This is a genomic window from Thalassotalea loyana, from assembly GCF_030161435.1.
In the GTDB taxonomy this organism is placed as follows: Bacteria; Pseudomonadota; Gammaproteobacteria; order Enterobacterales; family Alteromonadaceae; genus Thalassotalea_G; species Thalassotalea_G loyana.
Genome location: NZ_BSSV01000001.1, coordinates 267,216 through 291,311, shown reverse-complemented (window position 1 = coordinate 291,311; position 24,096 = coordinate 267,216). Strand labels below are relative to the sequence as shown.

The window sequence follows — 24,096 nt, the reverse complement described above, 5'->3', positions numbered from 1 at the left end:
GCAGGAAAGTCCGTTTAGCGCATATATAACAATTAGTACATGAATCAACTTATAGCAAAAATTCGTTGCTGAGACAGTTGAAACTATTTCAATTGCACTTATATTACAGTTTTGTTACAGCGTCAGTTTAGTCAAATTTGAGGTATAAAAAAAGCCGCAAATGCGGCTTTTATGACAAAGGTCAAACAATTAGCCGTTGATGAAATCAACACCTTCTTGGATGTCTTTGTTTAATGTAGCAAGCATATCTTCTTTAGCTTGTTGTTCAAAAGCACTTAACTCACCGTAAGATAAGATTTCTTCAACGCCATTCTTACCTAAACGTACTGGGTGAGCGAAGTATTCTGCATCGCCATTTTCAACAGCTACGTATGCGTAATCAACAACTTCTTCACCTTGTAAGCCTTTGATTAAAGACATTGTGAAGCGCGCTGCTGCTGCGCCCATTGATAATGTCGCTGAACCACCGCCAGCTTTCGCATTAACAACTTCAGTACCAGCGTTTTGAATGCGTGGAGTTAGGGCTGCAACTTCTTCTTCAGTGAACTCTACACCTTCAACTTGTGAAAGAAGCGGTAAAATTGTTGTACCTGAGTGACCACCGATAACAGGTACTTTAACTGATGCTACATCAACACCTTTTAATTCAGCGATGAACGCTTCAGAACGGATAACGTCAAGCGTTGTTACACCAAATACACGGTTAGCTTCGTACGTACCCGCTTTTTTGAATACTTCAGCAACGATTGGTACTGTGCCATTTACTGGGTTAGTGATAACACCAACTAACGCTTTAGGACAGTTAGCAACAATGCCTTCAGCTAATGTTTTAACAATACCAGCATTAACGTTGAATAAGTCAGCACGGTCCATACCAGGCTTACGTGGCATACCCGCTGGGATAATTACAATGTCAGCACCGTCTAAAGCAGGCGCTAAATCGTCAGCACCGTAACCTTTAACGTTAACAGCCGTCGGGATGTGGCTTAAATCTACTGCTACACCAGGAACTACAGGAGCAACGTCATATAACGCTAAGTCTGAGCCAGCTGGTAATTGAGTTTTTAATAGTAAAGATAACGCTTGGCCGATACCGCCAGCTGCGCCTAAAACAGCTACTTTCATTGGGACTCTCCAAAATTTGAGTATTTACGTAAAATTTTCGTGCACAAAAGATATAGCATAAACCACGAAAAAACAATCAATATTGCGCCTTATGAAAGTCGTTTGTTTGTTTACAACATGGCTTTTACTGGCAAAAGATAACGTAATATGGCTAAATACCCCATAAGACTTTGGTATGACATACCTCTCCACAAGATTGAAGAAAAACATGACAGTTCAACAAAAACAAGAAGCATTAGTACAAGCGTTTAAAGACTTATTAAAACAAGAACAGTTCGGCTCTCAAAGTGACATCGTTGACGCGTTAAAGGCGCAAGGTTTTGACAATATCAGCCAATCAAAAGTCTCGCGTATGTTGAGTAAATTTGGTGCTGTTCGCACGCGCAACGCCCGCCAGGAAATGGTTTACTGCCTTCCTGCTGAGCTAGGCGTACCAACCGCTAAAAGCCCATTAAAGCAATTGGTATTAGATATAGAACATAACAATGTCATGATAATTATTAGAACTAGCCCTGGCGCGGCACAGTTAATTGCACGTTTGTTGGATAGTTTAAGCAAGCGTGATGGCGTATTAGGTACAATTGCTGGTGACGATACAATTTTTATTGCACCGACAGATGTTAGCGAAATTTCGACAACAATTAACAAGCTTGAAGAGCTATTCTCGAAAAACCTATCATAGAAAGGAATAATCTAACATTGGCGGCCTATTCAAGTGTCGCCAACGTTATTTTGATCTGGCTGCGCACACCATCAATATGTGAAATAAGTTGATCAACAACGATTTGTTGGTCACTTGCACCTTGCCAATTCTCTGCCCAATAACTTTTTAACTCCTGGCTTTGGGATTCCACTTCAGGTGAGATTAGTACACTAAGATCCGCGATTAATCCTACCTTCACCCAAGCTTTTCTGGGGCTTCCTTGTACTTCATTATTATCATAAAAAGCGATATACAATGTCTGCTCTAAGTCAGCCAATTGCGTTAGTACTTCAAAAGAAGCTGTTCTAATTGTTGTATTGGCTTCAGAGCGCTCTAACCGCCATGCATTGTAACTAAAGCCAACAACCGCAAAAACAATACTCAAAATTGTTGCGCTAAAGTACACTCGAATGTTGGAATTGGCGGGCAACATAACTACGCGAGTGATTTGAGAAAGTTCAAGCTAGGGGCAAAGAACGCACTACCCGTTTCAGCTTGCGTATATTTTAACAGGTGGTCGAAATTACCTTCGCCGTCACTGTGAATCATTTTTTCCAACATCATTTCAAAGGCACTTGCATTATTGCAGTATGAGACAAAGAACAACCCCTGAACCTTCATATCACCATAAGGCATACTTTGGCGTAAAATTTCTATGCTTTGACCTTCATCATCTTTCAAGTTAACACGTTTAATGTGCGCACAAGGGTGAATTTCTTCCCCAGTATGTTCGATATTGTCCATTTTAGTTCGGCCAATAACGTCTTCTTGTTCTTTCAAGTCAACGGTTTGCCATAGTTTCATATTGTGACGATAGCGCTGAATATGAAGGTAACTACCACCTGCAAAGGCTTCATCTTGCTCATTTGCCACTAGCGCGACTTCACGTCGGTGATATCCTTGCGGATTTTCAGTACCGTCAACAAACCCAGTTAAGTCTCGACCATCAAGAAATCTAAAGCCACGTACTTGTTCAATTAGCTCTACACTAGAACCAAGCAACTCACAAACTTTAGTACTCACGATATGGTTCACATCGGCTCGGTCACTGCGAATTTCAATATACAAATCAAAACTTGTTGATGGTGCAATGCGGTCATCATTATTCATGCTTGGGAACGGTTTTAGTTCACTAGGCCTTGCTTCTGGACTCAGTTCATCCCAATAATTCGATCCAATCGCTATCACACCAGTGAGGTTAGATTCTGAAAATCTATCGGCGTAATTGTCAAACAATTCAGGCATTCGACTTAGCGCTTGCCTTAAGTAGCTATTGTCATCATCCACAACATTAAATAATAAATAGTAGCCATGTAAACTTGGCTCTGCACAAATTCCAAATTGCTCTCTTGCCATGCTAAAAACCTAAAATGAAGACAATATTATTAATGGGTATTCTACACAGTTTTATTTTATCAATACCAATAGTTTAGCAATAATAGCGGATGATAATTGCTAGAAATCAAAAAAGTTTACAAGACTCCGGGCTTGGTATTTCACAAATAATCTAGGTTCAAATACAAAAAAAGCGGCCGAAGCCGCTTTTTCTCACAAACTAAATAGTATTAGCTGTTTACTGAAACAAACTCAGGGTAAGCTTCAATACCACAGTCTGACTTATCAACACCGTTGTATTCATCTTCATCACTTACACGGATACCCATAGTTTTCTTTAAGATTGTCCAAACAACTAAACTTGCTACGAACACCCAACCGAAAATAACTAATGCACCGTATAACTGGCTACCAAAGCTAGCGTCAGCGTTGCTAAATGGAACAATCATTACACCAAAGAAACCAACAACACCGTGAACAGAGATTGCACCTACTGGGTCGTCAATCTTAACTTTGTCGAAACCAACAATTGAGAATACAACTAATACACCTGCTAATGCGCCAATTAAAGAAGCAAACAGTGGTGATGGTGAAAGCGGGTCAGCCGTAATAGCGACTAAGCCTGCTAACGCACCGTTTAAGATCATCGTTAAGTCAGCTTTACCCCAAACAACCTTGTTTAATAGTAATGCTGCTACTGCACCAGCTGCTGCCGCTGCGTTTGTATTTAGGAAGATTTTACCAACAGCAGTCGCGTTTTCAGCATCAGATACCATTAACTGAGAACCACCGTTGAAACCGAACCAACCCATCCATAAAATGAATGTACCTAATGTTGCTAATGGCATGTTTGAACCAGGAATTGGGAATACTTGACCGTTTTCACCGTATTTACCTTTACGAGCACCAAGTAATAACACACCAGCTAATGCTGCTGCAGCACCTGCCATATGAACAATACCAGAACCAGCGAAGTCACTAAAACCTGCTTCTGAAAGGAAGCCACCGCCCCATGTCCAGTAACCTTCAAGAGGGTAGATAAAACCAGTTAAGACAACAGTGAAAATCAAGAATGCCCATAACTTCATACGCTCAGCTACCGCACCAGATACGATAGACATCGCTGTTGCTACGAACACTACTTGGAAGAAGAAATCTGATTCTAATGAGTGATCAGCATCTGCTGCTTGTGTGCCGATTAATGCACCAAGACTCGGAATAATACCACCTTCAGCATTATCTACGTACATGATGTTGTAACCAACAAGTAAGAACATCACACAGGCAATAGAATATAAACAAATATTCTTTGTTAAAATTTCAGTTGTGTTTTTTGAACGCACTAAACCAGCTTCAAGCATTGCGAAACCTGCAGCCATCCACATGACTAATGCGCCCGAAATTAAAAAGTAAAACGTATCTAGGGCGAAACGTAGTTCCGTCACCGTTGTTGATACTGTTGCTAACTCTTCCATTTTTTATCCCCTTATTCTTATATAGCTTGAGTATCTAATTCGCCGGTGCGAATACGTACTGCTTGTTGAAGGTCGTATACGAAAATTTTACCGTCACCAATTTTTCCGGTGTAAGCCGCTTTACTAATTGCTTCAACTAAACGCTCGACAACGTCTGAGTTAACAGCAACTTCTAATTTTACTTTTGGTAAAAAGTCGACTTGGTATTCTGCACCGCGGTACAACTCTGTATGACCTTTTTGGCGACCGAAACCTTTGACTTCGCTCACTGTTAAACCTTCGACGCCAATTTCTGAGATGGCTTCTCTTACATCATCAAGCTTAAATGGCTTTATGATCGCACTGACAAGTTTCATGTTATTTCCCCTACAAGTGTTTTTTAATAACTTGTTACAAAGCTTGTGCCAGATATAAAAAACAAACAAAAACATAAACTTAAGACTTAAGAGAAATGATAAGACCGTGAAGATGCACTGTTTTGGTGCTCTGGTAGTCGGAGCTTGCACAAACTTTAGGCACAAAAAAAGGTAGCCTGAGCTACCTTTTAAAACATCGCAAAAAGCGGGTTAATAAATCATTGCTGCACCTGGATTTAAAATAGCAAGAACGTCAAAGCGCTCAAGATCACAGACTTTCAGCGCATCATCAAACGCTTTTTTATCTAGACCCATACCTTCATACAGTTCTTCATTGACGACTTCTTGGTAGAACATTTTAGGAAAAAAGGTGTTCTTTGCCATCACACGCTTTGCAACATATAGGAGGTTAACATCGTTAATGCTGTAATCGCCGCTTTGATTGTCTTGCTGCTTTATCGGTTCAACAAGACTGATTGGCAAGCGCCAGCATTGCAGTAAATGAGCAGTACATTCGCCAAACGTAAAACCTAACGTTTCCTGCTCACGTAACCAAGGATAAATTTCAAGATCTTCATAAATATCGGCAACTTTATCAGGCGAAATCTGTTTCACCACAAGCTCACCCAAGTTATGCAATAAGCCAAGAATAAACAAACGTTCGCCACGTGGTACGTTGAGCTGCAATGCTAGTTGTTTGATAATTAATGCACAATCAACACTTTTTTCCCAAAATTGCGTCAAGTATTCTGCATCCGCAGAAATCGATTCAAATGCTTTTGCTGTAAAGTGCGCGATCACCAAGTTATAGACTTCAGTAATGCCTAACACCAGCACGGCTTTTGAAATTGTGTCGATCTTTCCGGGATAGTTGAAAAAGGAACTGTTAGCTAACTTTAGAACGGTCGCTGATAACGCAGGATCAAGTAATATGACGTCAGCAATATCATCTATCGTCGATGCTTCATCATCTATTAGATCTTTTATTCTGATAAACGAATCTGACAACACAAAGATTTCACTTGCTTGTTCCGCATATGCCTTTGCATCCATTAATATTACCTCAAACATTCATATATGCGTTTCATCCGCTAAAGATAAAACAAGGAGTTGATTCACCAACAAATTTAAGTATAGCTATAATCAATGAGTCTTCAATCGACTTCTGCACTAACGTGATAAGAAGTAAATTTCCGCATATTAATAACGCCATTTTCAAAGATCAAATACTGACCTTTTATTCCCTTTAATACCCCTGAAACCTGAGGTGTTTTATCAAAATTAAATGAACTTATTTTTGTCAGGTATTCCGTGACTGGAAACGATAAATCTACCACGTTTTCATCAAGGATTTCGATGGCGTCATCACCGAACTTAGCTCGCAGTTCAGTAATAGCTTCGTTTATTAACGGCAACAACTCTTTCGCCTTCGCCTTTAAGTCAACAGTTTCGCCTGACCCTTTGAGCATAGCGCGCCAGTTTGTTTTATCGGCAATATGCTTTGCCAATTCAACTTCAACTAAGCCAGATTGTAATCGCGTATTAACGGCGAAAATTGGTAACGCTTGTGTAGCACCTTGATCAATCCAACGTGTAGGTATTTGAGTATGACGGGTAATACCTACCTTCAAGCCAGAAGTATTCGCAAGATAAACATAATGCTTAATCATGCAATTTGCCTCACCCCACTCTGGCTCTCTACATGTCCCTTGATCAAAATGGCAAGTTTCCGGCTTCATAATACACATGTCGCATTTTGCTAATTTTTGCATGCATGGAAAACAAAAGCCTTGTGAATAACTCTTTTTGGTCTTTTTACCACAATGGCTACAGGTGATCTTGTCATGAAAAGTTAGCGTGAGTTGTCTGCCGATAACATCATTTAACGGTAACGACTCATCACCAATAGGCAGTTTGTATTGAACGTCACCCTCTTTACCGAGTAAAGCGGTCATCTTAGCTATAGGTCCAGGTCCTATCATAATTCGTGTTTCTTTAGCTCCAAGTTATATGGTATTTTAAGAAAAAATCTGAAGCTAAGCCAGCGTGAAAGCTTCACTAGTATTTGAAAAACAAAAAATTAGATGTCTAATAAATCTTCAAGTTGGTTCGTTTATTTTGTTCGATGTGCAGACAATTCGTTATACGGTGGCATTACGACCGATTTGAATCGGCGTGTCCATGAGCATAACAATGACGATAAAAAAGGCGCTAAATATACACGACCGAGACGTCCTGTTTCACTTGTTTACAGCGAGTCCATGCCTGATAAGTCCAGCGCTGCAAAGCGAGAATATGCCGTTAAAAAGTTATCTAAAAAAGCTAAAGAAGCGCTAATTATCCAAGATGAAAAAAAGTAACCATTGTTTACTGGTCGGCTGTGTTTTCTATTCGTCATTGTTCGTTTTACTGGTAAAATTTTCAGCAGTTTAAGTAGTTTTATAGAGTTACATGTTGATTACCCCGTTTTATACACAAAATAACGAACAAGTTATTTTTTCACGCGAGCAAGCAAGCAGCTTTGCTAAGCAAATAGCAGACGACTTTAACCCGATACACAATATCGACGCGAAGCGTTTTTGTGTCCCTGGCGACTTATTATTCGCAATTACGTTAGCGAAAGCTGGTTTGCATCAGCAAATGGAATTCACGTTTAGTGGTATGGTTACTGACAACATTGCTTTGAATTTTCCAAACACCATAGAAGAATCAGCGTGTGTGACAGATGATAATGACAAAGAATATCTCCACGTGAATGCTTCAGGCGATAAAACGACTAATCAAGGGTTTATTGATCAACTAACCAAAGCTTATGTCGAGTTTTCCGGTCATACTTTTCCTCATATACTCGTGAGCTTAATGGAAGAGCATCAAGTGATGATTAACCCAACGCGACCAATGGTCATGTATGAACGCATGACATTAGCGCTGGAGAGTTTTGAAGGTGATAACATCGAACTAGTGACGGATAAGAATACGTTAACACTCGATGGCAAACGAGGTAGTGCTTGCTTAGCCTTTGATTTAACTGCAAATGGTAAAGTTATTGGTCATGGCAAAAAATACATGATGCTAAGTGGTTTACGCCCATACTGTAACGACACCATGGGTACTGTCGTTGACGAATACAAAGAAATAAAACGTGCGTACCAACAATAGAATATCCTTAAATTGTAGCAGGCGTTAATGCCTGCTTTTTTTTACCTTCTTTTTAGTCGATATATCCATTCATCAAGCTTTCGTGCTGAGTCCCGCATCACCCTTTGAGTTTTTCGTAACCATTGTCTTGCAAGTGGGTATTCAAGACTAAGTACAGCCAAGCCAATAGGTAAGAAAAGAAAAGCAGGTCCTGGTACCAGAATAAATACGGCGCCAATAAATGTTAAAAAGCCACCGATTACCGTTATCGCAATTTTCTTCATTACTTCTACCCTTTGTATTAGTTTTAGTTAGTTACAATTACAGCAAACACCAAGCCAAAAAAATAAAACCAAAAAAAACATAGACTTATAAAAGCTCAACTAATTTACACTTGTCAAAAACACAGTTTTTTAGCGATTTTCATCATATTGCAGGCTGAATATATCTTTGTGTTTATTCGCATGCTCAATACAGTATGCGAAGGTCTGGGTAGACTTCGGCGCGATACATTGTGCGGGCTTACGATAGTAATTTAACCATGCTTGTTGTTTTTTCCCACTAAAGGCACCTTTTATTGACAGCGCGCGCTTATCAATAAACGTTGGAGGTGAGTCGATTACTTCTCTCGGCTTTTGAGCGATAACTGGCTTGCGAAGCTTACCCTTTTTCTTCGGTTTACTTTTCTTGCCATTCTGGCATTGCCACCACTTATGCCAAGCGTTGCGCTCTCTTGCTCTGAGCCTTTCAAGACTTTGTGGCTTCCCTCCTTGACGGAGTTTAAGTTGTAAACTTCGATGTTTTGATTTTTCACCATCACAAGCCGTTTTTGCTAACACAGGGAAACTCAGCCCACCACTCAGAAATAGTAGACATAGTCCAACTAACACATTGTTCATAAATTCATCCTTGAATTATTGACTAAAAATTTTCAGCAAAATTGCGAATTAACGCCTAAAGTATTAGTACAGCTTAAACATAAGAACAAGGAGCGTTCTCATGATCTTTACATATGGCCCATCGAATTTATTGGCCTACCTTACCTTGATCGTATTTATTTCATTCACAAGCTCAGCTAAGCCACTTCCACTTCAGCACGGTAAGCCTGCACCAAAATATATCGAAAATATTGATGCGTATTTGATTAGTGAGAAATTAGATGGCGTACGAGGTTACTGGGATGGACGTAAACTAATGACACGAAATGGTCATGAGATTATCGCACCGACGAAATTCACCGCAGGTTGGCCTGAGGTTTCATTGGACGGAGAACTATGGTGGGAGCGTGGTGCCTTTGATAAAACAAGTGGATGTATTCGAAGTAAAGATATTAAACCCTGCTGGCAACACATCACTTTCAACATTTTTGACCTACCGAAACACAATGGCACCTTCACCGAACGTGTCGATGCAATGCAGACGATATGTCAATCATATAGGAAAACATCAATCAGATGCATTGAACAGTCAAAAGTCAATAGCATCGCAGCACTCAATGACAAATTACAAAAAGTAATAGACCAAGGTGGTGAGGGTTTAATGCTGCACTTAGCAACAGCTATGTACGAAGCAAAACGAGTAAATCATTTATTCAAGTTAAAGCCTGTATACACCGATACCGCTGTTGTTAAAGGTTACACCCAAGGAACTGGAAAATATCAACATATGGTAGGCGCTCTTATCGTGGTCAACGCTTCAGGAAAAACCTTCAAGATAGGTTCAGGCCTATCAATTCAACAAAGAAAATTCCCACCCGCTATTGGTCAGAAAATTCACTACAAATACTTTGGAAAAACAAGTCAAGATATGCCAAGATTTGCCAGTTTAATCGATTCTCCAAATCAGCAATAAAAGCATTAAAAAGGTAAGTCATGGAATTTCATTTGTGGGTGTCACTTGTTGTCGTTTGTATGTTAGGTGCGCTATCACCGGGACCAAGTTTAGCATTAGTGATCAAAAACACGATTAACGGTAGCGGCCAACAAGGTTATGCAACCGCCATCAGTCATGGTATTGGCGTAGCGATTTATGCAGCAGCCTGTATCGCTGGTTTAGGTATACTTATTGTTAATTCACCCATACTGTTTTCTGTATTGCAGTATGGCGGAGCAGCATTTTTGGTTTACCTTGGTATCAAAGCATTACTTGCCAGTAAGCAACCCGTTACCGAAGAAACGATTGAAACAGACATCAACGTCAATGGCTGGCGAGATGGCTTTCTTATTGCGTTTTTAAACCCCAAATTAGCGATCTTTTTTATCGCGTTATTCAGTCAATTTATTGATGCAAATGCAAGCCTTGAACAGAAAATCATCATGACAAGCACCGTTGGCTTAATCGATGCAGTTTGGTACTGCCTCGTCACGTTTACATTAACGCGTGGCAATATCATTACAAAACTAAAACGCAATAGTCATATCGTCGACAAAATAACAGGCGTTGTCTTAATTAGTTTAGCCGCTCGGGTCGTGCTTCAATAGTCTAATCAAAGCGATAATGCAGTACTTTTAAGCCTTTGCCCTGATGTGATTCTATGAAGACATCGGGGTTTTTAAGCTGCTCAACAAAATGACATGCCGGGCAATATTCAGCCACCTGCGCTTTCAAGAATTCTTCATCTAAATCAGGTGAATTCAAACACAATAAGAGATCGGCACCAGGCTTCATAAAATCAGGAATTCTCCGGATGATTTTGCCATAATCGCGTTGAATATTAACGCTACCTTTTTGAAATGAAGGTGGATCGCAGACCGAAATATCGAAAGGCCCCAATTTTTTTAGTCGACCAAACGATTTGAAAATATCAATGCCTTGAAACTTTACCTTGGTTAAGTCATGTTGATTAAGCTTATGATTTTCTCGACCAACTGACAGTGATGCCTTTGATAAATCGACGTTTACAACCTCATTCGCACCGCCAGCAATTGCTGCCACTGAGAATGCACAAGTATAGGAGAAGAGGTTTAATACTTTCTTATCTTTGGCGCGAGCTTGAAGCCAATCGCGACCGTTTATCATATCAAGAAACAGCCCATGATTTTGCGAGCGGCCAAAACGAATTTGATACTTTCTCGTGTTCTCATCAACGACTGTTTCGTCAATGCTTTCTCCAATGATGACTTCCTGCGGTGCTTTTTCTCGACAACGATATTGAACTTGAACAGATTGGCAGGTTTCAATGTTTTCGTTTAGCCAATTAGCCAAAGATTCGACAAAGGTGCCCTCTTCCTCTTTATAAAGCGTAATCAACGCGACAGGAGGGAACCAATCAACACAGATGTGCTCATAGCCCTTATACGCGTGTCCTCTGCCATGAAAAAGGCGCTGAGCTTGTGACAAATCATGCCAACGGATAAATTCAATCATATATCGGTTCCAATAAAAAAGCCGCGCAATGATAACACTGCACGGCTTTCAATTCAGTTAGTTATTTTTAAAAACCAAATAAGCTCATACCAAAGAATTTCACTGCTACGGTATTTAAAAAGATACCCAGTAAAATCACAGGAATAAATGTACTTAGCGCAAAGTTAATGTACTTTTCACTTAAGGAACCAATATAGTTATTTCCACCTTCCGCTAATTCTTCGCTTAACTTCTTTTGCTTCCAACGGTAACTAACAAATAGACACACGAGAAGACCATTTAACGGCAGAATTGTGTCGTAAAAAATATCGTAAATTACGTCAAAAAATGACTTAGGAGCGCCAGCGTAACTCACAAACTCGGTAAAGAATGCCACCATGCCAAAAGAAACCGTTGCGAATAACGTTAAAATACCCGCTGTCGCCAACAACGCGATTAAAGACTTCTTACGTGTGAACTTCTTCTCTGTAACAAGATACGAAACCGGCACTTCAATAATCGATACTAATGATGTAATCGCCGCAAAGAAAACCAATAAGAAAAACGCACCGGCAACAATGCTTGCGCCTACATAACCAATCGATACTTGTAACGCGAGGAAAATTTTCGGTAAGAAAGTGAAAATCAATGATACAGAGCTATCACTTAATTCAGTTGGATTAACATCAGGGTTAAATGAAAACACGGCTGGTAAAATCATTAGGCCTGCAGTAAACGCTACTGCGGTATCAGTAATAGCGACTAATTTTGCTGAACCTACAATATCGGTACGCTTATCAATATATGAACCGTAGGTTATTAAAATACCCATACCGAGTGACAGCGAGAAGAATGCCTGAGATAAAGCGCCGTTAACAACCGACGGTGTAATTTTGTCAAACTCTGGAATGACGAAAAACTCAACACCTGCCATTGCGTTGTCTTGGAATAACACAAAAATCACTAACGCTACTAACATAATGAATAACGAAGGCATCAGTATTTTTGCCGCTTTTTCAATACCGTCTTTTACCCCTGCTAATAAGATAAAATTAACGATACCGGCAACAACAATTAACGCTAAGAATACCCAACCACTGTTAATAAATGTACCGAACGACGATGGGTCGGCAAGATAATCGAGATTGCCACCGAGAATCATGACAAGGTAACCAAATAACCACACGGTGATCACCATGTAGAACACACCAATCATAAAGGGTGTAATAACCCCTAATAAACCGGCAAATGACCATAACTTACTTTCACCACCTAAAAAGGTAAACGCACCCACAGGCTCTTTTTGTGACTTACGACCCATGGCCATTTCAGCCATCATGACAGGTAAACAAATTAAAAAGACGAAAATTGCGTAGATAAGTAAAAATGCACCACCGCCATTTTTTGCTGCATTGACGGGAAAGCCAACCAGATTACCGATACCTACAGCTGAGCCGGCAGCAGCTAATATAAAGCCAATGCGCGAGCTAAAATGTTCTCTGTTTGCGCTCATAAATTTCCTTCGATGTAATAATTATTATATTGGGTGTTTTGATCATGTTGTCTGATCTCACACCTCGCATTATTTTAGTGGTCAATGACTCTAGCAAGGATTTCAAGCCCTGTCTGCCCCCTAACTGTATAGTTAATAAGCAAACTGTATAGATTTCGGTGCAATTGACACAAATAGTTTACAAACACCATTGAATTCAAAGTACTTTTTACAAATGAATTAAATACTTTTGTAACAAAAAAGTGGTAACAAAGTTCATTGTTACCACTTTCAAAAATGCCGTAAAACCTTAAATTAAAAAAACTTCGCGTTCATAATATTTAGGATTTCTTCGGCTTCATTCGATGCATATTCCGCGGCTTGGTTCAGGTCATCATTCGTGACACCAAGTGCCTTACACATTTGCTCATCGACGGTATCATCATAAGGGTATAGATCGGGATGACTGTCAACTAATGCTAACCGAGATGCAAGGTAAAGCACCTTAACATCTTTATTAATTTGAATATCTTTGGCTTGATTAAAATGGCGCACAGGTAAAATAATTTTCTCTGGGATTTGCCACATCGACAAAAGCTCAGCCGTAATATCTGTATAAGTAAAGCCAAGGTAATGACGTTGAATTGCCCAAGGCAGTGCTTTTTCAATGTATTTTTCTGCTTTTTTAGCGATATCCGGGTTTTCTTTAGCAACAATCAATTCGCCGAAATTCTGCAATAACCCTGCGACAAATAAACGTTCTATATCTCGAATACCCGCTTTTACTGCGAGGTTCTTTGAGACCAATGCACAGTAAACAGAGCTTCGCCAAAAGCGTTTTAAGTCTATCGCTTGATTTTCAAAGTGCTTAAATGCGCTTGCTGCAACATCAACTAACATCATGTTATAGATTGCTTGCGTACCGATAATGGTGATGGCTCTAGAAATCGTACTAATTTCACCACTAAAACTATAAACCGCACTATTAGCAATTTTTAATAGTCTCGAGGTCATTGAAGGATCGACACTAATGACATTAGCAAAATCTTCAATAGTGGATGATTCGTCTTCCATTAATGCTTTAACTTTAAAGCAAGCATCAGGCAAAGCAAAAGAACCATTTGCCTGTTCAGCGTATTGGTGCGCATTCATTATTATTTTCTCTGAACGTTTTTCTTCAGTGTATCTTGAAGAGGTATTCAATCAAAGTCAGTTTTCATAAATTTCTTATATAAAAAAAGCGCTTAGTTAAACTAAACGCTTTTTTTGACGCTCATTTAAGATTATTGAGCAAATGTCTTACCGAAGAAGTCACCTTCATTCCATTTTGGCTTTTCTTCTTGGTTCGCGATTTCTAAACCAATCATCATATTTACTTTCGCAAACTCAGCAGCGACGTCGTAGCGAATTGGTAGGTCAGTTTCATCACTGTGTTGGTGATAATGATTTTTCAGGAAGTCTCTGAAAATTTCACCACCATTGACATTAGGATCTTTAGACTTAAAACCTGTCATCAAAAAGACTGAAGGAATACCCGCTTTTACAAAGCTGTAGTGATCGCTACGCGTAAACAAAGCCTGTTCCGGCATAGGGTCTTCACTTAAACTAATATCAATTTTACCTGCTGCCTTTTCCACAATAGGACCTAACGTTGAATGTGTTGAACCAAACGCAATAACGTCAGCAAATGGGTATAAAATAAGTGGCATGTCTAAGTTCACATTTGCCACCATATTCATCACAGGTACTGTAGGGTTTTGGGCGAAGTAACTTGAACCCAATAAACCTTTTTCTTCCCCTGTCACGACAACAAATAAAACAGAGCGCTTAGGTTTTTGCTTTTGTAACGTTAGCATACGCGCCGTTTCTAATAAGATACTCACACCCGAAGCATTGTCTAATGCACCATTATTAATTTTGTCTTCATGATCACCGTGAGTCGACATGCCGATATGATCTAGGTGAGCACTAAAAACAACAAATTCATCTTTTAGCTTAGGATCACTTCCCTCAAGCACGGCAATAATATTTGGGCTAGTAATTTCTTCATGACGTGATTTGGCAGCCAAGGTCACCTTTGCATTTAATGCGAAACCTTTTATTTTTTCATCAGCAGAATCAGCAGCAAAAATTTGCTCAGCCGTTTTTTCTGCACCAGCAAACAATGCGTTTGCGTGATCGAAATGTAAATATCCACCGCCTTTAATTTCTTCATATTTACCGTAAGGTTTGCCGTTATTATCTAACCAACTATAACGAGGGCCATTGGCGTACTTTGCCGACGTTGCAAAAGGACGTACTTTATCGCGCTTTGGTGAATGTAAAGTGATGTAACCCACAGCGCCACGCTCTGCAGCATGACGCGCTTTTTCACTACCAGAACCAATATGAGCACCTTCTTCAGACGGCAGATCCGCAGGACGTCCCGTTAAGGCAACCACAATTTTCCCTTTGACGTCTAAACCTTGATAATCGTTATAACCAAAGTCTTCAGAAACAACACCGTAACCGACGAATACAGTATCTGCTGTTACACTTGAATCAGTGAAAAGCGCCGAGCCAGAAGTAAAAAACTGATCCGGCATGGTAATTTCAGTCGTTTGACCTTCATTTTCAACAATCATTTTTGCCGAATCAGCCTGTAGATAGGCTTTTCGGAAGGTAACTTGTTGCTCAAAACCGTCGAACTCACCACGTGGCTTTAAGCCCATTTGTTTAAAGTGTGATTTCACATAATTCGCGGCAATTTGGTAGCCATCACTACCTGTATCACGACCTTTCAAAGTGTCGTCAGCCAAGAAAGCAATGTGTGCTTTTATATTTTCTGGGTTAACTTCGTTTTGCTGTGTTTCAGTTGCTTTTTCAGTGCAAGCAGTTAAGGAGAAGAGGGCTGCAAATGTCGCAGCGAACAGTGTTCTTTTATGCATCTTATTTTTGTTCCTAAGGTAATCTTGTGCACTATATCTTTGCCGAGTTCAAAACGCCAGTATTAGCCAAGAATTGTGCAACAGGCTCTCGTTAATCTATAACGGGTACACCTAAATCTTGTTTTATCTCTTCCATCACAACATAAGTATGAGTTTGAGAGACGGCTGGCAATTCTACAATAATACCTAATACCACACGATAAGCGGCCATATTTTCAAACCTGAGCTTCAATAGGTAATCGAAACCACCAGCAACCATATGACATTCAGCCACTTCCTTTATTTTAACCACTTCATCACGGAATTGATTAAATACATCCCCTGTTGTTCTATCAAGGGTGACCTGTATAAAGGCAGACATACCGTATTTGAGTTTATCTGCCGACAGATACGCACCGTAACGCTCGATATATCCGTCACTTTCTAAACGTTTCACACGTTCCAAGCACGGACTTGGGCTGAGGTTCACTTTTTTTGCCAAATCTACGTTAGAAATTCGGCCATCTTTTTGCAGAGTGTCTAAAATTGTTAGATCGATACGATCGAGTGGGCGAGTTTTATCATTCATTAGTTTTAGTATTTTATATGGCCATTTAAAAATTTCACCATACAAAATATCGTATAAATACATATTTCGCCAACACATTCTGTATCTTATTCATTAAAATGCGGTATCAATTTTTTACGCTTAATTGCACAAAAAACAGGTAAACTTATGTTATTTGAAGGTTCATTAACGGCAACTAGCCAAATTCGTCAGACGATTCGCGATCACTACCGCGCTGACGAAAACAAAGTACTTGAAAATTTACTACCTATTGCAGAAATTTCAGTTGATGCAAAATCAAGAGCATGGGATTACGCTCGAATCTTGGTAGAGAACATTCGTATAGATCAAGTTGGTAAAGGCGGCGTTGATGCGCTGTTAAATGAGTTCTCACTTTCAACAGAAGAAGGTGTTGTGTTGATGTGTTTGGCTGAAGCGCTTCTTCGTGTGCCAGATAAGACAACCGCAGATAGCTTAATTCGCGACAAACTAGCCAATGGAGACTGGAGCTCTCATATTGGCAATAGTGATTCATTATTCGTAAACGCATCTTCTTGGGGTTTACTCTTCACAGGTAAGTTAGTTAACTATTCTGACAATAAGAAAAAAGAGCAATTTAACTTACTTAAACGCACTGTTGGTCGCTTAGGTGAGCCAGTGATCCGTAAAGCGGTTCGTTTTGCCATGAAAATCATGGGAACGCAATTTGTTATGGGCCACAACATTGACGGTGCCATCGAACGTGCTCGTGAAACAGAAGCCAAAGGTTATACATATTCATACGATATGCTTGGCGAGGGTGCACGTACCATGAAAGATGCTGATCGATACTTCGACAGCTACATGACGGCAATCGATGCGATTGGTCGCGCAGCGAATAATAAAGGCCCGCAGAAGAGCCCAGGTATTTCAATCAAGCTTTCTGCCATTCACCCGAAATACGAATTCTCACACCGTGAGCGTGTTATCAATGAATTAATTCCTCGTTTAAAGAAACTTGCGTTAGCCGCTAAAGCATACAACATCGGGTTTACCGTTGACGCAGAAGAAGCAAACCGTTTAGACATTTCATTAGACATCATTGAAGCAGTATTTACCGACAACGATTTAGATGGTTGGGACGGTTTTGGTATCGCTGTTCAAGCCTACCAGAAGCGTGGTTTGTTTGTTATCGAATGGGTTCGAGAGCTAACGCAAAAAGTTGGCCGCCAAATGATGGTGCGCTTAGTTAAAGGTGCATACTGGGATAGTGAAATTAAAGATAGCCAAGTTGAAGGTTATAATGATTTCCCTGTATTTTCACGTAAACCATCGACTGACGTATCGTATCAAGCATGTGCTAAAAAACTGCTTAGCTACCGCGATACCATTTACCCTCAATTTGCTACTCACAATGCATATACAGTCGCAACCATTTTAGAAATGGCTAAAGAACTTAAAGGCTTTGAGTTCCAACGATTGCACGGCATGGGTGAATCTTTATTCGACCAAGTCGTTACAGGCAAAAATGTGCCTTGTCGTGTATACGCACCAGTAGGTGAACACTCTGACTTACTTGCCTATTTAGTTCGTCGTTTACTTGAAAATGGCGCGAATAGTTCATTCGTAAACAACATCGTTGACGAGACAATTCCAGTAGAATCATTGCTGGCCGATCCGGTTGATACAGTGAAAGCTTGGGTTAACAAATACAATCCACAAATTCCACAATCAATTGAGCTATACGGCGCTGAACGTAATAACTCAAAAGGTATTGATTTAACCGACGTTGATGCTGTTACAAAAATGCGTGACAACATGAGCGCTACGGTTGAAAAATTACTTGCAACTACAGCTGTAGATGGTGCAGAACCAGTTACTAATCCAGCGAATAATGGCGAAATTATTGGCTACATTGAACACGCTGATGAGCAAGAAATGAAAGCTATTGTTGAGCGTGCTGACAATGCATTTGCCTCTTGGTCAACAACATCCGTTGCGCAGCGTGCTGAAATCCTCAACAAAACAGCCGACAAGCTTGAAGAGCATATCGATGAGTTAATGGCGCTTTGTACCAAAGAAGCGGGTAAAACAATGCCAGATGGTGTTGCCGAAGTACGCGAAGCTGTTGATTTTTGTCGTTACTATGCGGCAAAAGCGCAAGAACTAATGTGTGATGACAAATTCAGCTCACGTGGTGTCGTCTTGTGTATCAGCCCCTGGAACTTCCCATTAGCAATTTTCTTAGGCCAAGTTGCTGCAGCGATCGTTGTAGGTAACACCGTTGTTGCAAAACCAGCAGAACAAACCAGCTTAGTAGCGCTTCGTACAATAGAGCTAATGAAAGAAGTTGGTTTACCAGACGGTGTTGTTGAGCCTGTTATTGCTCGTGGCCGTGTTGTTGGTGAAAACATTGTACCTGACGAACGCATTCAAGCAGTGATGTTTACCGGTTCAACAGAAACGGGTAGCTGGATTTCACGTAAACTTGCTGAACGTCATGGTGATCCTGTACCACTTATTGCTGAAACAGGTGGTCAAAACTGTATGGTAGTTGACTCAACAGCCCTTCCGGAGCAAGTCGTTGATGACGTAGTTGCATCAGGATTCCAAAGTGCTGGTCAACGATGCTCTGCATTACGTGTATTGTTCTTACAAGACGACGTTGCCGATAAAATCATTGAGATGATCAAAGGCGCAATGGCTGAATTAACCGTTGGTGACCCTGCATTCTTCTCTACGGATGTTGGTCCAGTTATCGACAAAAAAGCGCTTGGCGCACTTAACGAGCACGTTGAGTACTTGAAGTCTCGTGGTACATTGCACTATGCCTGCGATGCACCAAAACTGGCTGACGACATTGATCACAACTTCTTTGTACCACGCTTATACGAAATTGATAACTTATCAGTGCTGAAAAAAGAAGTTTTTGGTCCATGTGTTCACGTTATTCGCTACCAAGCTCATGAATTAGAGCAAGTCATTGAGCAAATCAACGGCACCGGTTTTGGTTTAACAATGGGTATCCACACGCGTATTGAAGCAAAGAGCCACTATTTAGCAGCGCGCTCGCGTGCAGGTAATGTTTATGTTAACCGTAACATGATTGGTGCAGTCGTTGGTGTTCAACCATTTGGTGGTCGCGGCCTATCTGGTACGGGTCCAAAAGCTGGTGGCCCAATGTATTTAACTCGCCTAGTTAAAGACAACATGCCTTCAGTCGATGTGACCATGAGTGACGAAGAGAAAGCGCAACTACGTGAATTGTTCCAAATTGACCAAACGAGCGCCAGTAAGACATGGGCGATGGTGAATCAAGCTAAACACGCAGAGTTGGCTTGGCAATTTAGTTCACTCAACGATCGTACATCGATTTTACGTCAACTATTAGCACAGCTTGCGTCAAACAAAGTAATTTTGGCGCAAGAGCAAGATATTGAAGTTGCGTTAAAGGACAGTCAGGAGCAATTAGCCTTTATCGAGAAAACACTCGCTAATCCAACACAACTACCAGGGCCTACCGGTGAGTCTAACACGTTGCACTTAGAAGCACGTGGCACATTAGCTTGTTTACGCTGCAAAGATACACCTTTTGCCTTCTGGTTAACGTCATTAATCAGTGCATTAGCAACGGGTAACTGTGTAATCGCCGTGGTAGAACCTAGCTTCACAAAAGAAACACTAGCAATCGCGAAGTTATTGAAGCAGATTGGCATTACTCAAGGCGCATTTGACGTCGTTGAGCTAAACCAGGTTGCTAATATTTTAGCTGCCCCTGAACTAGCAGGTGCAGTAGTAGATAATAGCTCTAAGTTAAAGCCATTTGCTGGTGAAGCTGTTGCTGCTCGTTCAGGCGCTATTTTGCCACTCATCACTGCGTATACAAATCATGGATTAGTACATCGTTTAGTGACTGAGAAAACGATTACCATTGATACAACAGCCGCTGGTGGTAATGCATCGCTGATGACAATGGAATCTAACGTTGCATAACATTAGGTATTACCAAGCTACAAGCGAGTGTATACCATACGCTTTGTAGTTTGGCCTCCAGTTTGTCTGGCTACACTCCCCTAGTAGTCAGATAATAAAAAACCCGTATTCAATGAATACGGGTTTTTCCTTTTAAACTAAATAGTCGTTTTACTTATGGTATGGCTTACTTAAGCGATGCACCGCTTCGATAAAGTGACCAGCATGCTCAGGGTTAACATCTGGGTGAATACCATGACCTAAGTTAAAGACATGACCAGTTGCCTTATCACCAAAGCCAGCTAAAATTTTAGCCACTTCTTGCTCAATACGTTCTTTTGGCGCATATAGCATTGATGGGTCCATATTACCCTGAAGCGCCACTTTGTCACCAACACGAGCAACTGCGTTTTCAATATCAATCGTCCAATCAAGACCAACACCGTCACAACCAGTCGCCGCAATTTTCTCTAACCACATACCACCGTTTTTAGTAAATAACGTCACTGGCACTTTACGGCCATCATTTTCACGCGTTAAACCATCAACGATTTTCGCCATATATTGTAGAGAAAAGTCATTGTAATCACGCGGAGATAACACACCACCCCAGGTATCAAAAACCATAACAGATTGAGCACCTGCGGCGATTTGAGCATTTAAATACTCAATGACAGAATCAGCTAATTTATCCAACAAAAGGTGTAACGTTTGCGGCTCAGCAAACATCATTTTTTTGATTTTCGTAAATGCCTTTGAGCTACCACCTTCAATCATATAGGTAGCCAATGTCCATGGACTGCCAGAAAAACCAATAAGTGGCACTTTGCCATCCAACTCTTTGCGAATTGAACGCACTGCATCCATCACATATTTCAACTCACCTTCAGGATCCGGCAAGCCTATTTTTTCTACGTCTGCTTTACATGTGATTGGACGCTCAAATTTAGGGCCTTCACCTGTTTCGAAATATAAACCTAAGCCCATTGCATCAGGAATAGTTAAGATATCACTAAATAAAATAGCAGCATCTAAATCAAAACGTCTTAATGGCTGAATTGTTACCTCAGTAGCAAGCTCGGTGTTACGACATAGCGACATAAAGTCACCTGCTTGTGCTCGCGTTTCTTTGTATTCAGGTAAATAGCGACCTGCTTGACGCATCATCCATACCGGCGTGTAATCAACAGGCTCTCGCAATAATGCACGCAAATACGTATCGTTTTTTAATTCAGTCATTAAAATCTAGCTCTCCAAAATTTGATGGGGCGCATTCTACCATTGTCTCAATACAAGTACCATGAGGCAGGTCAAAAGCTATTCAAAATTATTTAAAAAATTGTTTACTGGTTAACCAGCAATACTGTCGTAGGCTAGCGGGAATTTGGCTTTTTTACGAAAAAACTCGTGGTATAAATGCTCTAATAAACTTGTTGCTATGACGAAAACGCTTTGTTATAAAATGTCTGCGCTAGTAAAGAACAACATACAAGAAGCTAGATTTTAACTAGACCACACAGCGAGCATTTCGGGCCTTACCTTGGTAAGGCCTTTTTATTTTCCTCATTGCAATTTTCTCATAACTCTAAAATAATCAAACGTAAATCTTCTGAAAAAAGGTGAAGTTTTGATATATCGAGGCAGCTGTCATTGTCATGCCATAACATTCGAAGTTGAGGCAGCCGAAGAACTGGAAGTTGAAGATTGTAATTGTTCAATATGCAATAAAGTCGGCTTTTTGCATTTGATTGTCCCGAAAAGTAAATTCACCTTGCTCACCGGTCACGAGGATATTTCGACTTACACGTTTAATACCGGTATTGCCAAGCACACATTTTGCAAGCATTGCGGGGTGAAACCATTTTATATCCCACGCTCTAATCCTGACGGTGTTGATATCAATGTTCGCTGTTTGGACACAAAACCGAAAAGCATGACGATCGTGAAATTCGATGGTCAAAACTGGGAAGAGAACGCACATACATTAGCCTACAAGAGTCAACAATGAAGAAAATTCTCCTTACTCTCTTAGTCATCGCCTGCCCGAAGGCCTTTGCTTTTGGCGGCTACGGTCACGAATTAATTTGTCAAATGGCCTTTAATGCCTTGCCCCAAGACCAGCAGCAAACATTAAATACGATCGTTCAAGCATTGCCCAATAAAGAGAAGCAACTACTCGTTAAGGGACATAAGCCTTTAACCTTTGCTAAAGCATGCAGTTGGCCTGATAAAATCAAACGCTTCAGCAAATATGACAAATACAAGCCTTGGCATTATTTAAACACAGCACGTGATGACCAAGAAATAACAACATTAGACTGCAAAGGAAACTGTGTAGCTAAGGGCATTATTTATCACCAACAACAATTTGTGCAGGCAAAATCTGGCTTAAAAAAAGCACAGGCCTTATCATTTTTGGGCCACTGGATTGCAGATCTTCATCAACCGCTACACGTCAGCTACGCAAGTGACCTAGGTGGTAATAGAACAAAAATCACTTATGACAAAACGCTGTCAAAGGCCAAATGCACAAACCTACATTGGTACTGGGATGAATGCTTGGTCATGTTTAAAAATTTGAGTGTAGAAAAATACGCTAATGTGCTCAGTCAAGATTTACGCTTTGATCTTACAACACCATGGTCACCTGAACTGGTTTGGCATTGGGCGGATGAAAGTTATCATCTAGTAAAGTCAGAATCAGTCAGCTATTGCCAAGACAAAGATGGCCAATGTCTTCCCTATAAAGAAAAACTAGTGATAGACCAAACTTATATAGATCAACATCTGCCCATCGCTGAACAACAAATAAAACGCGCAGCGTTACGATTAGCCAACATACTCGCGCAAAGTCTTTAAAGTGATAAATCAGAAACAAAAAAGCCAGTCATACGACTGGCTTTTTTCTCGATAATGTCGAGTAAATTACTCGCCCGCACCTACTTCAGCTGGTGCATCAGGCTTTTGAATTTCTAACAATTCAATTTCAAACTCTAACACTGAGTTGCCAGGAATACGTGGTGGGTTACCTTGTGGACCATATGCTAAGTCTGAAGGAATCGTAAACTTGTACTTCGAACCTACAGACATTAACTGAACACCCTCAGTCCAACCTGCGATCACACGATTTAAAGGGAATACTGCTGGCTGACCACGATCGTATGAGCTATCAAACGTTTCACCATTTAAGAAAGTACCTTTATAGTGAACAACCACCGTGTCAGTTGCTGCCGGCTTGTCACCTTCAGCTGGCACTAACACTTCATATTGAATACCAGATTCAGTCACTGCAACGCCTTCACGTTTCGCATTTTCATCTAAATACTTTTGGCCTTCAGCTAAGCTTTTCTCTGCTTCTAATTGTGCCATTTCTGATTGCTTAGCTTTCATTTGCTGATCTAAAGCCATTAATAAGCCTTGGATATCTTCTTTAGCAATTTGTGATTCGCCATTGATGCTCTCTACAAAACCGTCAATGATTAATTGCTTATCAAGCGCTAAACCCATACGTTGGTGTTCTTCTAAGTTGCGCTCCATGTACATACCGATTGACGCACCTAAACCGTAAGCCTGCTTTTGAATTTCAGTTTCTAATACTGGCTTTGCGACCACTTCTTCTTTTTTGGCTTCCTGCTGACAGCCTAATACTGATACAAGAGCTACCGCTACTAGGGTAGGTTTTAATAATTTCATCGAATTCTC

24 protein-coding genes are annotated in these 24,096 nt (G+C 40.5%); 8 read left to right on the top strand and 16 right to left on the bottom strand.

Annotated elements, in window-relative coordinates; genetic code table 11:
- Positions 1-189: 189 nt before the first annotated feature.
- A complete protein-coding gene (mdh, locus tag QQK05_RS01285) occupies positions 190-1,125 on the bottom strand; it encodes a malate dehydrogenase (RefSeq protein WP_284295558.1) in 936 nt (311 codons plus the stop codon).
- A 208-nt stretch (positions 1,126-1,333) separates the two neighbouring features.
- Here mdh and argR point away from each other — a divergent pair, with 208 nt between their 5' ends.
- Entirely contained in the window at positions 1,334-1,807 is a 474-nt protein-coding gene (gene argR / locus QQK05_RS01280; RefSeq protein ID WP_284295557.1) for a transcriptional regulator ArgR, read from the top strand.
- 25 nt (positions 1,808-1,832) lie between these two features.
- On the opposite strand, the gene QQK05_RS01275 is transcribed toward argR, so the two are convergent.
- From QQK05_RS01275 to QQK05_RS01250, 6 genes are all read right to left on the bottom strand, one after another.
- Positions 1,833-2,213 (bottom strand): hypothetical protein, encoded by a 381-nt coding sequence (locus QQK05_RS01275; RefSeq protein WP_284295556.1) that lies wholly within the window; start codon positions 2,211-2,213, stop codon positions 1,833-1,835.
- 50 nt (positions 2,214-2,263) lie between these two features.
- Positions 2,264-3,184, bottom strand: coding sequence for a Dyp-type peroxidase (locus QQK05_RS01270; protein WP_284295555.1), 921 nt, complete (start codon positions 3,182-3,184; stop codon positions 2,264-2,266).
- A 209-nt stretch (positions 3,185-3,393) separates the two neighbouring features.
- Entirely contained in the window at positions 3,394-4,638 is a 1,245-nt protein-coding gene (locus tag QQK05_RS01265; RefSeq protein WP_284295554.1) for an ammonium transporter, read from the bottom strand.
- Between the two features lie 17 nt (positions 4,639-4,655).
- Entirely contained in the window at positions 4,656-4,994 is a 339-nt protein-coding gene (gene glnK, locus QQK05_RS01260; RefSeq protein ID WP_284295553.1) for a P-II family nitrogen regulator, read from the bottom strand.
- Positions 4,995-5,204: 210 nt separating this feature from the next.
- The gene (locus QQK05_RS01255; RefSeq protein ID WP_284295552.1) at positions 5,205-6,065 is read right to left on the bottom strand and encodes an HDOD domain-containing protein; all 861 of its coding nucleotides are present in this window, start codon (positions 6,063-6,065) and stop codon (positions 5,205-5,207) included.
- Between the two features lie 83 nt (positions 6,066-6,148).
- The gene (locus QQK05_RS01250; protein ID WP_284295551.1) at positions 6,149-6,976 is read right to left on the bottom strand and encodes a DUF2797 domain-containing protein; all 828 of its coding nucleotides are present in this window, start codon (positions 6,974-6,976) and stop codon (positions 6,149-6,151) included.
- Positions 6,977-7,078: 102 nt separating this feature from the next.
- Between QQK05_RS01250 and QQK05_RS01245 the strand changes: the two genes are divergently transcribed.
- Both QQK05_RS01245 and QQK05_RS01240 read left to right on the top strand, forming a co-directional pair.
- The gene (locus QQK05_RS01245; protein ID WP_284295550.1) at positions 7,079-7,354 is read left to right on the top strand and encodes a GIY-YIG nuclease family protein; all 276 of its coding nucleotides are present in this window, start codon (positions 7,079-7,081) and stop codon (positions 7,352-7,354) included.
- 91 nt (positions 7,355-7,445) lie between these two features.
- Positions 7,446-8,153: a DUF3581 family protein gene (locus QQK05_RS01240; protein ID WP_284295549.1), complete on the top strand. Its 708-nt coding sequence runs from the start codon at positions 7,446-7,448 to the stop codon at positions 8,151-8,153.
- 41 nt (positions 8,154-8,194) lie between these two features.
- On the opposite strand, the gene QQK05_RS01235 is transcribed toward QQK05_RS01240, so the two are convergent.
- Together QQK05_RS01235 and QQK05_RS01230 are read right to left on the bottom strand one after the other, a co-directional pair.
- The gene (locus QQK05_RS01235; RefSeq protein ID WP_284295548.1) at positions 8,195-8,416 is read right to left on the bottom strand and encodes a PGPGW domain-containing protein; all 222 of its coding nucleotides are present in this window, start codon (positions 8,414-8,416) and stop codon (positions 8,195-8,197) included.
- Positions 8,417-8,545: 129 nt separating this feature from the next.
- On the bottom strand, positions 8,546-9,031 hold the full coding sequence (locus tag QQK05_RS01230) for a hypothetical protein (RefSeq protein WP_284295547.1): 486 nt from the start codon (positions 9,029-9,031) through the stop codon (positions 8,546-8,548).
- A 100-nt stretch (positions 9,032-9,131) separates the two neighbouring features.
- On the opposite strand from QQK05_RS01230, the gene QQK05_RS01225 reads away from it, so the two are divergent.
- Positions 9,132-9,983, top strand: coding sequence for a DNA ligase (locus QQK05_RS01225; protein ID WP_284295545.1), 852 nt, complete (start codon positions 9,132-9,134; stop codon positions 9,981-9,983).
- 20 nt (positions 9,984-10,003) lie between these two features.
- Positions 10,004-10,612, top strand: coding sequence for a LysE family translocator (locus tag QQK05_RS01220; RefSeq protein ID WP_284295543.1), 609 nt, complete (start codon positions 10,004-10,006; stop codon positions 10,610-10,612).
- 1 nt (position 10,613) lies between these two features.
- Here the strand turns inward: QQK05_RS01220 and QQK05_RS01215 are convergent, their stop codons facing one another.
- The 5 genes from QQK05_RS01215 to QQK05_RS01195 all read right to left on the bottom strand — a co-directional run bounded on the left by QQK05_RS01215 (position 10,614) and on the right by QQK05_RS01195 (position 16,464).
- Positions 10,614-11,498, bottom strand: a complete 885-nt coding sequence (locus tag QQK05_RS01215; protein WP_284295542.1) for a class I SAM-dependent methyltransferase — start codon at positions 11,496-11,498, stop codon at positions 10,614-10,616.
- Between the two features lie 67 nt (positions 11,499-11,565).
- Positions 11,566-12,990: a sodium-dependent transporter gene (locus QQK05_RS01210; protein ID WP_284295541.1), complete on the bottom strand. Its 1,425-nt coding sequence runs from the start codon at positions 12,988-12,990 to the stop codon at positions 11,566-11,568.
- 294 nt (positions 12,991-13,284) lie between these two features.
- Positions 13,285-14,121 carry an HDOD domain-containing protein gene (locus tag QQK05_RS01205; RefSeq protein WP_284295540.1) on the bottom strand — a complete coding sequence of 279 codons (837 nt, stop codon included), beginning with the start codon at positions 14,119-14,121 and terminating at the stop codon, positions 13,285-13,287.
- A 131-nt stretch (positions 14,122-14,252) separates the two neighbouring features.
- The gene (locus QQK05_RS01200; protein WP_284295539.1) at positions 14,253-15,896 is read right to left on the bottom strand and encodes a M28 family metallopeptidase; all 1,644 of its coding nucleotides are present in this window, start codon (positions 15,894-15,896) and stop codon (positions 14,253-14,255) included.
- 91 nt (positions 15,897-15,987) lie between these two features.
- A complete protein-coding gene (locus tag QQK05_RS01195) occupies positions 15,988-16,464 on the bottom strand; it encodes a winged helix-turn-helix transcriptional regulator (protein ID WP_284296409.1) in 477 nt (158 codons plus the stop codon).
- A 147-nt stretch (positions 16,465-16,611) separates the two neighbouring features.
- Here QQK05_RS01195 and putA point away from each other — a divergent pair, with 147 nt between their 5' ends.
- Positions 16,612-20,415 carry a bifunctional proline dehydrogenase/L-glutamate gamma-semialdehyde dehydrogenase PutA gene (putA, locus tag QQK05_RS01190; protein ID WP_284295538.1) on the top strand — a complete coding sequence of 1,268 codons (3,804 nt, stop codon included), beginning with the start codon at positions 16,612-16,614 and terminating at the stop codon, positions 20,413-20,415.
- Between the two features lie 150 nt (positions 20,416-20,565).
- On the opposite strand, the gene hemE is transcribed toward putA, so the two are convergent.
- Positions 20,566-21,633 (bottom strand): uroporphyrinogen decarboxylase, encoded by a 1,068-nt coding sequence (gene hemE / locus QQK05_RS01185; protein WP_284295537.1) that lies wholly within the window; start codon positions 21,631-21,633, stop codon positions 20,566-20,568.
- A gap of 388 nt (positions 21,634-22,021) precedes the next feature.
- On the opposite strand from hemE, the gene QQK05_RS01180 reads away from it, so the two are divergent.
- Entirely contained in the window at positions 22,022-22,402 is a 381-nt protein-coding gene (locus tag QQK05_RS01180) for a GFA family protein (RefSeq protein ID WP_284295535.1), read from the top strand.
- Positions 22,399-23,253 carry a S1/P1 nuclease gene (locus QQK05_RS01175; protein WP_284295534.1) on the top strand — a complete coding sequence of 285 codons (855 nt, stop codon included), beginning with the start codon at positions 22,399-22,401 and terminating at the stop codon, positions 23,251-23,253. Before QQK05_RS01180 ends, QQK05_RS01175 begins: the two co-directional genes overlap by 4 nt.
- Positions 23,254-23,319: 66 nt before the next feature.
- On the opposite strand, the gene QQK05_RS01170 is transcribed toward QQK05_RS01175, so the two are convergent.
- Positions 23,320-24,087 (bottom strand): FKBP-type peptidyl-prolyl cis-trans isomerase, encoded by a 768-nt coding sequence (locus QQK05_RS01170; protein WP_284295533.1) that lies wholly within the window; start codon positions 24,085-24,087, stop codon positions 23,320-23,322.
- Between the last annotated feature and the right edge of the window lie 9 nt (positions 24,088-24,096).